The sequence below is a fragment of the Allobacillus halotolerans genome, from assembly GCF_018967645.1.
In the GTDB taxonomy this organism is placed as follows: Bacteria; Bacillota; Bacilli; order Bacillales; family Alkalibacillaceae; genus Allobacillus; species Allobacillus halotolerans.
In genome coordinates, this window is sequence record NZ_JAHLZF010000001.1 from 245,164 (window position 1) to 258,104 (window position 12,941).

Below are 12,941 nucleotides of genomic sequence, written 5' to 3' on the forward strand. Positions count from 1 at the left end.
TTTCTTCTAATTGACTTTTTGTTAGCTTTTGGATGTCTTGTCATGTTTATTATTTTTTTATTGCCAGTTATATACCATGCGATGAATCATAATCAATCGTTACAACAAGCCATGGTCGCTGAAGAGCATTTATCAAGGTACGTTACTCAATCAATCGGTAGCGAAGTCGCAGGCGAAATAGTGACAATCGAAGGGTACGAATTCAATTGGAGCACGGAACATCTTGAGAATAAACAATTCGGATGCTTCACATGGTTGAACCAACAGAACAACGAAGAAAGTATGTGTCTATATGTGCCAATATATAAAGAATAATCAAGGTTTCACATTACTGTCCACCTTAATTGCTTTGACGATCCTTATGCTGATCACATCTCTTATTCTTCCGTTATTGATCGCCGTGCAACAGATCGAGAGTCCGTCTTATAAGACGGATTACGAATGGCGACAATTCCATTTTTATTTGATGAACGAATTCAGCCAGGCACAGTTCGTTTCCCTTGAAGACCAAGCTATACAATTTCATTTAGCCGACGATACAGTAAATCGTTACGAATTATATTTTAATACCATTCGTCGCAGAGTGAACAATAGTGGGCATGAAGTTATTCTACAAGATGTAAAGGATTTTTCGACTAAAAGAGTAGGTAGTCACTTATTCTCACTGACAGGTGAAAGGGATCGTGGCCATGCGTATACGAAATATTATTCATTTCCTATTAAAACCATTAAGCAAGAATGAACAAGGATTTGTTTTTGTATACTTATTAACTATCCTGTTAATCGTTACTACCATTCTTTTACACCATCTTAGTCTACAGCATATACAAACAGAAAATTTACTACTGATTCAAGAACAGCACAAAATTCAACAGTTCATGCAAATAGCTCAACATGATCTCCAAGAAATTCTTGATCTTACTTCAGAATCCGAAGGAACTTTATATTTTCAGTATCACGATGGTCATGTTACCACTCATTATACACTTGAATCTTCATCCACTTATCAAGTACAATTGATTGTAGAAACATCACGAGGAACGACATATAAACATACGACGTTGATGAATAAAAGTGACGGAATCCGATCACAATAGTGTTGTATCAATTGGGCTGTAGCCAAGCGGTAAGGCAACGGGTTTTGGTCTCGTCACGCCCAGGTTCGAATCCTGGCAGCCCAGTTTGTTTTTCCGTCATAATTTATTCATTTACAATAAACATTGCTTCGTATATAATATGTCTGACGAGTTCCTATGAGAAGGAGGAATAGACATGGATCGCGTTTTTCGCGGAATAGCATTTTGGACGGGTATATTCGCCGTCATGTTCTATGTTGGTGACATGATCAACATGTCTCTATTATTCTTAGCACAAACGGTCTTCTTCTTGGGAATTGGTTACTTAAACCTATCTGAGCGTCTTTATATGTATATCTTTGGTGCTTACTTAACAGTCTTTATGATAGGTTTCACATACTATGTAACCTTCCTTTTAGAACCTGGATTTGCTTCTTAAATCAAAAGAAAACAGAGACTAACTTGGACGAAAGCAGATTAAATCTGCTAAATGAAAAAAGATGGCAAGCAATAATTTATTGCTTGCCATCTTTTTTTGTCCAACTAAACTTTAAATTAAAAATGAATTGGTTCTTTTTTCCTCTCCTACTTGTGTAGCAGGTCCATGACCCGGATAAACAGTTGTTTCTTCCGGTAGTGAAAGTATATGTTCTTGGATTGATTGAATTAATGTTTCATGATCACCGAATGGCAAATCTGTTCTCCCGATCCCTTGTCGGAATAACGTATCTCCGGCAAATAAAACATCCTTTTCTTCAAACCAAAAAGACACACTCCCAGGTGAATGACCTGGTGTATGAAACACCTCGAATGTAAAGCTTCCAATTTTGTGGTGCCCTGGTTTAATTGAATAGTCAGCTGATTGCGAAGTGGAAATTGTACCGACTTGAAAAAACTCAGAACCATTCAAAGAGGGATCCGTTAACCATGAAGATTCCTTTTCGTGTAAGTACACAGGAGCTTCTGTTTTTTCGCGTAATGTTTCAACCCCACCAATATGGTCAAAGTGGGCATGAGTCAAAAGAATGGCTTGTAATTTTAAGTTGTTCTCCTGCATCTTCTGTAGGACTGTTTGAGGATCCCCACCCGGATCGATGACTAATGCTTCACCATCTTTTTGTAACAAATAACAATTGGTTCCCAATAAACCCAGTTGAAATAAATGGATATTCATATTTTCTCCTCCTTGATATATGTATTTTTGGTGAAAATACTCGACAGGATAGTCTTTTTCTTATAAAATAGGTTTTAGCTTGTGAATACGTATATTTTTATCTTAATGGACTATGTTATCATAACAATAGGAACTATGGCATTCAAGGAGGACTATAAAATGGTATTGGCAATTATATTTCTACTCGTTGCAATTGTATGTATTTTTGGTACGTTACGCTCAATTAAAAACCGCAATTTCTTAGCTGTATTTTTTGCAGGTGCAACTACTCTTTTATTTGGTTGGTTCTCAATTATGACACTCATTTCTGAGATCTCATCCAAAGTGTCCTAATCAATTTTCAGTTGATTATGGTACTCTTTACTTAAAGAGACAAACAAGTACTTATATCTAAGTCAAAAGGGACAAATCGTAATGATTTGTCCCTTTTTATATGGATTGAGATTCAATGGCGTTAAAACAAGATTATTAACATAAGGAGACAGATTAAAGGTTTTACAGAAGAAATAAAAACCCGAGCGATTTAATTGTTCATAAATCGCTCGGGTTTCTGCTTCAATGGTACTTCACGATACACTTCAGCTTGCAACCTGCAGGGCATAAGGTGACATCTGCGATAAATTGCAGTGTCTTTTATACCTAATCCTCTTCTTCTTCGATAATTTCACCTTTATCAAAGTTGTAGAATCGGAATAAATCGCCATAAATAATCTCATCAGAATACGTTAATTCTTGCATGGCTTGTTCTTGTATATCTGTACATGCGCTTTCGTCTGCTATATCACCGCTAGAACGTTCATAACATGTATCACTTGTATAAATATACTCTTCACCGACCACTGTACCATCTCGCATAGCAATGAAGCCCTTTCGTTCATCAGAAAATATATCATTACCAAAAACAATGTCATTTTGATTTTCGATGTCCAACATATTTAAAATAGTCGGTTTAAAGTCGATTTGCCCGGTAACTTTTGAAATGACTTGATTATCTTTATTTCCGGGAATATGAATGAATAAAGGTACTCTCTCTAATTGAACCTCGTCATATGGTGTAATTTCTTCTTTTCCGAGAAACTGAGCCATCGCTTTATTATGGTATGAACTAATTCCATAGTGATCCCCCATAATAACGATGATTGAATCTTCATACATGCCGGCGTCCTTAAGCTCATTGAATAATACTTCCAAAGACTCATCGAAATAACGAACGGTTTGAAAATACTGGTTTAGTGTCGTTGAATTAGAATCAAATTTGTCAATGCTCGCTTTTTCTTCAGGTAGATCAAACGGGAAATGATTTGTTAATGAGATCATTTTCAAATAATAAGGTTCTTCTAAATCTTTCATTAGATCAACTGACTGTCTGAAGAACTCTTTATCTTCCAATCCCCATCCGAAGGAATGTTCATCTCTAACTTCATACGATTCTTGGTCGAAAAATTTATCATAACCCATTGTTTCATACATGGTGTTACGATTCCAAAAGCTTCCGTTATTCGCATGCATCGAGTAAGATGAGTATCCTTTTTCTTTGATTATTTTAGGTAAGGAATGAAATTCGTTTTGTGCATGCGTAAAATATACAGCACTGTTTGGCAAAGGATATAAGCTGTTATCTAAAATGAATTCATGATCAGATGTCTTTCCTAATAATGTTTGATGATAAAAGTTATCAAAATAATAGCTGTCTTCGACTAAGTCGTTCAGGAATGGAGTGATTTCCTCTCCGTTCAATTCCTTATTAATCACGAAAGACTGTAATGATTCTGCAGCAATGTAGATAATATTTTTGTCTTCAGCAATCCCTTTCATGTCCGTTGAGGTTACTTGGTTTGTCGAACGGATTTCTTGGTCGACATATTCTTCAATGTCGTTCATTTCTGATCCATCAGCGAATAATCGTTTTGATTGGGTTGATGCCGTTAGAACCATATCATACGCGTGAAAAGCAAAGACCCCTACGTTTTTCACTAAATATTCTCGGTCAAAGCCACGTTTGAACAACATTGGTCTTTCAATTTCTGCGAGTGTCAAATTAAGTGCTAACGCCGCCAATGAGACGACAATTAACTTTCTTTTGAACAGACCTGAATATTCCTTAACAGGAAAGGTGTCCCGTTTGGCAAAATAGAAAATGAGAAATACATCTAGAAATAATAATATGTCCGTTAAATGAAACAAAGAAAATACACTTGATCCCAAGTCTCCCGCGTTGTTAACTTGGAACAAAGTTGGAATCGTTACGAAATCAGTGAAATTTCGGTAATACAGCAAATTTGCAAAAACAATTAAACTCATGATCAGTACAGTATATTTAATGTATCGCTTTTGGCTCTTAGGTTTCATCCATACAGCAAGAAACAAAATGAATGCACTGATTGCCAATGCATTAATGATCAGAATGGTTTCTTGAAAAATGGATTCAATTGAAAGATTAAAATAAAAGCGGTAGACGATATATGTTTTTACTCCGAGGAGTACAGCTGCGATTATAAATAATGGTATATGTTTTATTTTACTCATGTGAAGTCTCCTTACTTTTATCTCGATATAACTCCCTATATAAATAAGACGAGTTATTAGACTAAAAGTTTCAAATCATATCGTATTTATTATTCCCGTTATTTGAATTAGACAAACGGGGCTTTTCAACTATATTTCCTACGTTCCTTTTTGATAATCAAAAGTGCACGCATATATTCCTCATTGGTGATCAGTTTATTTTGATACAATTCATTGATTTCTTGCTCCATTAAATTAAATTCAGCTAACCGATCACCAATGTAAATAAAAATTCCATACTTTTTTAGTAATTGAAGTACATCAAAAAATGTCTCCATAATTCCACCTACAATTTTTTCAACTTAACATTATATTATTGTTTTAATTTTTGATAAAATTTTTCAAATTCTTCGTTATCTGGTTGTAATTCAATGGCCTTCTCAGCGTATTTCAGCGCTTCCTCTGCCTCCATCAATCGTGAGTGAACAACCGCTAAATTAAAAAAAGCCTCTGCAAAATCTCGATCGATTTCAACAGCCGTATGAAAATCATCTTCTGCTAAATCTATTTCACTTTTTTCGAAATAAGCGATACCTCGGTAAAAGTATAGATACGCCTCTTCACTTCCTCGATCTAATTCATCATTCACTAACTCTATAGTTTCATCATATGAACCTTCAGAAATTAGTTCTTGAGCGGTTGCAGAAAATGTATGTGGATTGTCAAGACTATCTGCTCGGTTTACTCCGTATACAACCAAACCAGCAATAATTACTACATATATTAAAGTTGCAGCGAATTGCTTTACGATTGCTTTTTTGTACGGTAAATGAACAATTTGTGAGGCAATGAAGCCACCAATTAAACCGCCCAAATGTGCGCCATTATCAATTTGGGGAATCGTAAATCCAAAAACTAAGTTGATGCCGATCACGATAAACAAACTGGAGCCCATCGTCTGAAAGAATAAACGTTTATAATGTACACCAAAAAATAATAACGCACCAAACAACCCAAAGATTGCACCAGAGGCACCTGCCGCTATTGCATCATTCGTTGCGAAACTTGCAACTCCGCCAAATAGTCCTGCAAAGAGATAAATAAACAAAAATCGTTTACTTCCAAATATACGTTCAACCGCTTCCCCCAAAAAATATAAAGCCATCATGTTCATGAACAGATGCATTGCACCTATATGAAGGAACATGGATGTGAATATGCGCCACCATTCTCCCTCAACGATTGCGGGGTTGTATTTCGCTCCAAAGTCAATTAGGTCTTTTGTATTGGTGGAGCTTCCAACGGATTCCATATACATAAATATAAATAAATTAAGCGCAATTAGTATAAATATCCATTTCGGCTTCCCATAGTGGAATGTTTCTTTAATTTCACGCTGCTGTTGCTTATAGGTCGAATAGAGCTGTTGTTCGATATATTGCGTGTATGATTCTTGTTCCTCGATTGTCGGGAGCTTATCAAACAAGTTTGATGGATCTCTTCCCATCCGGCTTAATAATCGGTTGAATTCCTGTTGTTTGTACTCCTCACTAAATAAATAAACAGATGAAGAAAATCGTTTATTCTTTTTCAACTGCCGATCTTCCAATAGATGTTCCCAATGATCAACAGGTAAAAGGTCGCTAATATAAACGAAATGAAGATAGTATTTGTTTCGGCCACGTGGTGGATTTTGCCTGAAAAATGATTCTGTCTTTCCTTGGATATCCCGCTCAAGTTGCTTTGCCCAATCAAATGTCTGGTGACTTATAGTGACGATATGCGTCGAACCCTTTTCAGTCTTTTCCAGCAAATATTCCTTTTGATTTGGCATGATCTGAATTAGATTGAACTGTTCCTGGTTTACTAAATATTCAACTGTTCTTAAAAGTGTATATCGTTCAGTTATATACAATTTAACAGCTCCTCAAGAGGCATCAACGTGTGATTAAATGCGCAATTTCCTCAATGCTCATTGTTGAATCAACTTCATAAGAACCTAATTGAATCGTTTGACTTAAATCGTGCTCAGCCAAATAATCAATCAATGGCTCTGTGCCAACAATCACTTCATTTTTTTCCAAAAGTTCAGCAATGTCAGATGAATTCATCCCTTGTTCAATTTCCAAAATATAATCAACAGTACCTTGATCATTTGAAGATGCCGACTCATCTGTTAGGCTATCCTCTTTTTGTAACTCATTCAGTCGATCCGTTAATTTCTGATTTTGATTCACCAATTCAGTATATTCAACCTGAGGAACTAACTTGAGTTCTTGCTCCTCAATATATGTTTGTATCGCTTCTTCCGGAACATTCGAAGACTCTGTTGCCTGGCTTGAATCTTCTTGAAACCAATAAACAATTGCAAAGATGAAGGTTGCAGTCAACAGACCAACAGAATAGGCCATTACGATTCGTTTCAATTTGCTTTCACCCTTTAGCTTTTCCAATGACTAGTGTTAGAATCTTTTTGATAATCACGTACATCAAGCGGCTCTGACAATAACTCTTCTTCTAGAACCTTCATTTTATTATTGATTAAATAACGATCTTGTAAAGAGGAAATTCGTATTTGTTCGACTTGGTATTCTATTTCTTTAAGTTGATCGGTCATGAAAAAAGATAAGATAAATAACACGATTCCTACAGTACTCACACTGATTAATGCGATGATCAATACATACACCCCATTTGTAAAAAATCCTAAACTCTAGTTTATCATAAATTCATTTAACGAGGCACTAAAATTGTAACAGTTCTATTTCAATGCTTGAAACTCGAATTGTTCTTTGGTATGATAATGAAGTCAAAATGATAAGTGCAGAATGGAGGAATCATGATGCGTGAACAAATTACACTAGCGTGCACAGAAACAGGTGATCGTAACTATATTACGACAAAAAATAAGCGTACGAACCCTGAGCGCCTTGAATTGAAAAAATATAGCCCGCGTTTGAAAAAACATACGCTACATCGTGAAACGAAGTAAAACAGTAGGTTCCTGCCTGCTGTTTTTTTTATATTTTATTACTTGAATAAATCTCATCAACCCGTCAATACTTGATGTATAATCGGCTCCTCTGTCTACTTCCTATTGAAGCGATTAATTATGCCAAAAAAGAAATACATTGATTTCGCGAACGTTGAAATCGGTCAGAATTACCAAGCCCCTGAATAATTCCCTGTAGGAACTGTAGAAAGCATTCATTATAAAATCTTTAATAAAAAGAACAACAATAGACTAATTTTTTATACCAAAAGATAAGATACGGTAAGAAACAAGCAACACCCTTACGATGATGTGAGCTCAAATTGGCGATAGAGCTGAAAAAAAGCGCTCTACCCCCGAATAGACACGCTCAAATCGGGGGTAGAGCTGAAAAAAAGTGTGCTACCCCCGAATAGACGCGCTCAAATCAGGGGTAGTGCATGAAAAAAGTACGCCATCCCTGAATAGACGCGCTCAAATCGGGGGTAGAGCTGAAAAAAAGTGTGCTATCCCCTAATAGACACGCTCAAATCGGGGGTAGAGCTGAAAAAAAGCATGCTCCCCCTGAATAGACGCGCTCAAATCAGGGGTAGAGCTGAAAAAAAGTGCGCTACCCCCGAATAGACGCACTCAAATCAGGGGTAGTGCATAAAAAAAGTGTGCTATCCCCTAATAGACGCAATCAAATCGGAGGTAGAGCTGAAAAAAAGTGTGCTATCCCCTAATAGACGCACTCAAATCAGGGGTAGTGCATAAAAAAAGTGTGCTATCCCCGAATAGACTCACTCAATTCATGAATATAAAATAAATTGCTGTGAGTATTTAATCCTTTCTTTATAGGAACACTTAAAATAAATTCGTAACAACCGTTATCCGTGATATGCTAAACATAAACATTCTACAATAAAGTAAAGGATCGGTGCTAGATGTCAAAACATGTCTATCGTACACTCAGTAAGCGATTGCTTCACCACATTCCTCGCCAAGATAAAGACGATTGTCTCAATAGCATGATGGTACATTTGTTGGAAACGAATTGGTGGCAAGAAGCTGATACAGTCGCATTAACCATACCTCGAAATATCGAACTGAATGTCGAAGAAATCATTAAAGCAGCTTGGAAATCAGGAAAACAAGTGGCCATTCCAAAATGCTTTCCAAAACAAGGAAACCACATGGATTTTTATTTATACACCAATAAAAATGAATTAGAAAATGTATATCTGGACTTATATGAGCCAAAAGATCATCGGGAAAAATTAATTGATAAAGACTTTATTGATCTCATCATCGTTCCTGGTTTACTATTTGACCCAAAGGGCTATCGTGTCGGGTACGGTGGCGGTTACTACGACCGTTATTTAGTTGATTATCCGAATATAACTGTTTCTTTAGCAATGGAAGAGCAACTCGTCCAGTACGTTCCATTTGATGAATATGATATCCCGGTTGATTTCATTATCACTGAAGATCGGATGATTCACTGCGAAATCGAACGTAAAAAAGGCTCTTAAACTCGAATATGCCATTAGAAAAAGTCATCATCGCTTAATGAAAGAACACAACCGAGAGATCGTATTTAAAAAACGTGCTACCTGTTGATTGAAACGTTCAACAGAGGTAGCACGTATTTTTAACGTTTTAGATTTTTTAAATGATGATGATATTCATAGAAACATATTTTATTACTCATCTTCAGATTGATCTTCTTCTGACTCTTCTCCTGATTCGTCTTCACTTGAACCTTTTAGACGTTCTTCTTTTAACTCGAAATAAGTGTCTAACGCTCTTCTTCCAATTCTATGATGAACCGGATAATCACCCGTCCCTAAATAAGGTGCCATGACGGCAAACGCTACTTCTGGTTCATCAAAAGGCGCATAACCAACAAGATTGTAATTGTTGACATCCGTATGCAAGGTTTTGGTTTCATTGTCCCAGTAAAAAGCTTCTGCAGTTCCCGTCTTACCGGCTGGGTTATACTCAGCATCAGCGAAATACCTGTACCCTGTCCCTCCACTTTCTTGAAAGGCTTGTCGCATCCCTTCTTGGACTCTGTTTAAGTAGGTGTCTTTCATTTCTATCTTATTCAGAATCGTCGGTTCGTTAACTTTATAAAGTGGGCCGAGTTGATCCCCTTTTGATGAATTATGAATCTGTTTGACGAGATATGGCTTCATCCGATAGCCGTCGTTCGCAATGGTTGAAATATATTGCGCCAACTGTATAGCTGTATAGTTCTCATACTGACCTATTGCCATATCTAGAAATTGAGCAGCTCTACCGTAACCGGTTGGAGGGGAGGCTTCCATATTTTCTTCATAAGGAAAATCAATTCCTGTTTTGGCACCTAAGCCGAATTGCTGAAAATAATTTCTCATTTCCGTATAAGCTTTCGAGTTATAGTTAATGGCTTTCCCTGGTTGGTAATTATTTTCCCCACCCATTTGCATTGCTATGAAGAACATATAGACGTTGGATGAACGCTTGATCGCATCGATATCATTTACAGGTCCTAATCTTGTCCAAGAACTTTTCTTATCAGAACCTTTTATCTCAAGCGGACGGTCAACAATAACTTCTCCCGGACGGATCTCTCCTGAATCAAGACCTGCCAACACTGTAGCACCCTTTACCGTGGAACCAGGTAAATACGTGTCATAAAGAACTTTATGAGATACATCCGTAAACTCATCTTCTCCTTTTTCAGAAGGATTATATTGTTGTCCTGATGTAGCCAAAACTTCCCCCGTTTTTGGATTCATCAAAACAGCGACAGCATGTCTAAACCATCTGTTTTTTCCTGGATGTTTCTGAACGGCTGTCTTGACTTCTTCTTGTACAATTTTATCCAATCGCTGTTGGAGTTCCATATCAACCGAAAGGATCAGGTCTTTTCCTCTTTGTCCTTCACGAATTATATTTGAATCAATCACAGTACCACTTGAGTCCGTAATATGTTCTTTGATTTCTTTATTACCATTTAAATAAAGCTCATACTCTTTTTCAATTCCACTTCTGCCTACACGGTCATTCCGACTATAGTTTCTTGCAAGGAAGTATTGTTCGTCAGTTTGCGGAATCCCTTGTTGTTGACTCGTAATTCTTCCCAGATAATTCGCAAAAGTACCTTCAAATAAATAATCACGTTCCCAATCCGTGGTGACATTGATTCCTGGTAAATTATGCAAGTTTTCGCCAATCACCATATACTCTTCGACGGTAATGTCATCGTATTGAATAATATGTGGTGTCAGCTCATAAGCTTTGTCCAATTCACGCTTAATGGCCATTACTTCCAGTTCTTTTTCAGTAAAACTTTCTAATTCATCATCCGTGATATTTTCTAGCATCACATAATATTGATCTTGATCACTTAGTTCTTTTTCTTCATCTGTTAATCGTTCATAGGCCTCTTGTTTATTTTTGATGATCCAGTAATCTTGCTTGTTTCGCTTGGTTACTGAATCCGTATCCATTTGAATATATTCTGTTAATTTTTCAGCAATTTCTACATTGTCTTCCGGTTGAACATGCTTTTTTGGAGTGTATGTAATAGCGAACTCCGCCTTGTTGTCAACGACGAGTTCACCGTTACGATCATACATCTTCCCTCTAGGCACTGGGGTAGCAGAAGTTACTCGCTCTGTTCGGTCGAGTTCTTCTTGTGCATCCATGCCAAATAAGATTTGTACGACCCCGAGTTGTAAAATCAAACCGGAAAACAATAGAAAAATGATAAAAAACAATATATTTAATCGAAGAGGCAAATGTGATTTTTGCTTCTTATTCTTCCCCATCGTTTGAGCTCTCCCTTAAAACGAAGTAATTTGACATGCTTCATTATATCATCAAATTTGCTCATTTTCATGAAGAAGTTCTGACACTTAGTCGATTTTTCGAATTTGAAGCATAGCAAATAGATAGCCCAAACCAAAAATTAACAACGAATAACGCAGCCATTGAGTCTCGGGGAAAAATTGTAGGCCGATCCAAAACAGAACAAGAGAGATGACCCTGCCAAAATTTAAAACAATTTCTTTAAAAACTACATATTCAACCCGGTAATCTCTTGCGTTCCTTGCCTTACCAATTACATCATAAGAAATGGACATAAACGGAGCGAAAAATAACGGAAACGATAATCCAATAATCAATCCGTATAAATAAAGATCTATCGCTGTATTTGCATAAATAATCCAAACAACAGCACCGTATAACGCTACAGAACCAATTAGAATGAATGTTTTTCGTTTAGATGGCTTCAACCAGCGATTCAATAACTGATATACCAAAAGCGATCCACCTGCGTAGATGAAATTATAGATCCCAATTGTCAATTCTCGGTCGGTGATCATGAATACCCATAGACCGACTGCAAACAAAAACACACCGTCTCGCATACCTTGTAGAAAGTGTGCATTCACCAATCGATACCAATTCGGGTTTTCTTTCCGCTCTTGTAAGGCTCTTCTGATAATATATTGCCCACTCGTTCGCCTACGCTCAAGGAATATACTAGTAATTACAGCCAAGATGAACAGCACAAATGATAGGAAGAATATCGTTATATAGCCTTTGTACCCTGACAATACGGTAATTAAATAGCCTGCAAATAAGGGTCCAATCATCCAGGCGATTGATTGCAGTGTCCCCATGGTGCTATTAAAGTAATCGCGTGTATGTGGTTCGGTTACTTCAAATGTCAACACACTAAATGCCAACAAATAAAAACCATAGCCTGCCCCGAGTACGGCACCCAGAAGCATATAGACGGATAAAGCATGACTTCCTAAGGATAAGAGACCGATGAAAAACAGTGAGATAAGTATTATTCCGACACGTAGAATAATGACCCGATCGAAACGTTTTACCCATTTGCCAGCAATGATAAAAATAAATAGCTGCGTTAAGTAAATGCAAATATTGTACACTGCAAGCAGTTCAATATCATGAGATTGTCTCCACAGAAAGATATTGACGAAGATATTGGACATGCTTAAACCGAGTGTATATAACGCAGAGATTGTCAGCAGATAAAATAAATTCTTTCGTTCGTATTCAGTTACGTCATCTCGATGGCGAAGTTTCATTTAGCTCCCTCTTTTCAGTCATTAGTCTAAACAAGAGGAAACCAGTTATGCACGTTCAATATTGTTCTACAACTGTATAAAATTCGGTACATCGAGCTAAC

15 protein-coding genes and 1 tRNA gene are annotated in these 12,941 nt (G+C 36.9%); 8 read left to right on the plus strand and 8 right to left on the minus strand.

Translation table 11 applies throughout. The features are described from left to right. The first annotated feature begins 42 nt into the window (after positions 1–42). The 5 genes from KQ486_RS01285 (at position 43) to KQ486_RS01305 (ending at position 1,515) form a co-directional block, all read left to right on the plus strand. Complete coding sequence (locus KQ486_RS01285; protein ID WP_144158449.1) at positions 43–315, plus strand: hypothetical protein; 273 nt, start codon at positions 43–45, stop codon at positions 313–315. Continuing rightward, positions 293–742 carry a competence type IV pilus minor pilin ComGF gene (gene comGF, locus KQ486_RS01290; RefSeq protein WP_216686553.1) on the plus strand — a complete coding sequence of 150 codons (450 nt, stop codon included), beginning with the start codon at positions 293–295 and terminating at the stop codon, positions 740–742. Before KQ486_RS01285 ends, comGF begins: the two co-directional genes overlap by 23 nt. Beyond that, positions 690–1,097: a hypothetical protein gene (locus tag KQ486_RS01295; RefSeq protein ID WP_144158444.1), complete on the plus strand. Its 408-nt coding sequence runs from the start codon at positions 690–692 to the stop codon at positions 1,095–1,097. The genes comGF and KQ486_RS01295 overlap by 53 nt, the downstream gene beginning before the upstream one ends. A 12-nt stretch (positions 1,098–1,109) precedes the next feature. After that, positions 1,110–1,181, plus strand: a tRNA-Gln gene (locus tag KQ486_RS01300). Positions 1,182–1,272: 91 nt separating this feature from the next. Then, complete coding sequence (locus KQ486_RS01305; RefSeq protein ID WP_144158441.1) at positions 1,273–1,515, plus strand: DUF2626 domain-containing protein; 243 nt, start codon at positions 1,273–1,275, stop codon at positions 1,513–1,515. A gap of 111 nt (positions 1,516–1,626) precedes the next feature. On the opposite strand, the gene KQ486_RS01310 is transcribed toward KQ486_RS01305, so the two are convergent. Beyond that, on the minus strand, positions 1,627–2,250 hold the full coding sequence (locus KQ486_RS01310) for an MBL fold metallo-hydrolase (protein ID WP_144158438.1): 624 nt from the start codon (positions 2,248–2,250) through the stop codon (positions 1,627–1,629). A gap of 159 nt (positions 2,251–2,409) precedes the next feature. Here KQ486_RS01310 and KQ486_RS01315 point away from each other — a divergent pair, with 159 nt between their 5' ends. Continuing rightward, positions 2,410–2,583: a DUF2759 domain-containing protein gene (locus KQ486_RS01315; RefSeq protein WP_144158435.1), complete on the plus strand. Its 174-nt coding sequence runs from the start codon at positions 2,410–2,412 to the stop codon at positions 2,581–2,583. 306 nt (positions 2,584–2,889) lie between these two features. On the opposite strand, the gene KQ486_RS01320 is transcribed toward KQ486_RS01315, so the two are convergent. The 5 genes from KQ486_RS01320 to KQ486_RS01340 all read right to left on the minus strand — a co-directional run bounded on the left by KQ486_RS01320 (position 2,890) and on the right by KQ486_RS01340 (position 7,435). Beyond that, complete coding sequence (locus KQ486_RS01320) at positions 2,890–4,776, minus strand: LTA synthase family protein (RefSeq protein ID WP_216686554.1); 1,887 nt, start codon at positions 4,774–4,776, stop codon at positions 2,890–2,892. A gap of 125 nt (positions 4,777–4,901) precedes the next feature. Then, positions 4,902–5,093: a YqgQ family protein gene (locus KQ486_RS01325; RefSeq protein WP_216686555.1), complete on the minus strand. Its 192-nt coding sequence runs from the start codon at positions 5,091–5,093 to the stop codon at positions 4,902–4,904. A gap of 35 nt (positions 5,094–5,128) precedes the next feature. Next, the gene (locus KQ486_RS01330; RefSeq protein ID WP_216686556.1) at positions 5,129–6,670 is read right to left on the minus strand and encodes a rhomboid family protein; all 1,542 of its coding nucleotides are present in this window, start codon (positions 6,668–6,670) and stop codon (positions 5,129–5,131) included. Between the two features lie 22 nt (positions 6,671–6,692). Beyond that, a complete protein-coding gene (locus KQ486_RS14290) occupies positions 6,693–7,181 on the minus strand; it encodes a hypothetical protein (protein WP_246569045.1) in 489 nt (162 codons plus the stop codon). Positions 7,182–7,195: 14 nt separating this feature from the next. Next, positions 7,196–7,435, minus strand: a complete 240-nt coding sequence (locus KQ486_RS01340; protein WP_216686557.1) for a hypothetical protein — start codon at positions 7,433–7,435, stop codon at positions 7,196–7,198. 162 nt (positions 7,436–7,597) lie between these two features. Between KQ486_RS01340 and rpmG the strand changes: the two genes are divergently transcribed. Both rpmG and KQ486_RS01350 read left to right on the plus strand, forming a co-directional pair. Then, positions 7,598–7,747 carry a 50S ribosomal protein L33 gene (rpmG, locus tag KQ486_RS01345; protein ID WP_144087458.1) on the plus strand — a complete coding sequence of 50 codons (150 nt, stop codon included), beginning with the start codon at positions 7,598–7,600 and terminating at the stop codon, positions 7,745–7,747. A 926-nt stretch (positions 7,748–8,673) separates the two neighbouring features. Next, positions 8,674–9,261, plus strand: a complete 588-nt coding sequence (locus KQ486_RS01350; RefSeq protein WP_144158420.1) for a 5-formyltetrahydrofolate cyclo-ligase — start codon at positions 8,674–8,676, stop codon at positions 9,259–9,261. Between the two features lie 171 nt (positions 9,262–9,432). On the opposite strand, the gene KQ486_RS01355 is transcribed toward KQ486_RS01350, so the two are convergent. Next, positions 9,433–11,547 carry a peptidoglycan D,D-transpeptidase FtsI family protein gene (locus tag KQ486_RS01355; protein ID WP_216686558.1) on the minus strand — a complete coding sequence of 705 codons (2,115 nt, stop codon included), beginning with the start codon at positions 11,545–11,547 and terminating at the stop codon, positions 9,433–9,435. Positions 11,548–11,634: 87 nt separating this feature from the next. Continuing rightward, positions 11,635–12,840: an MFS transporter gene (locus KQ486_RS01360; protein ID WP_216686559.1), complete on the minus strand. Its 1,206-nt coding sequence runs from the start codon at positions 12,838–12,840 to the stop codon at positions 11,635–11,637. Positions 12,841–12,941: the final 101 nt, after the last annotated feature.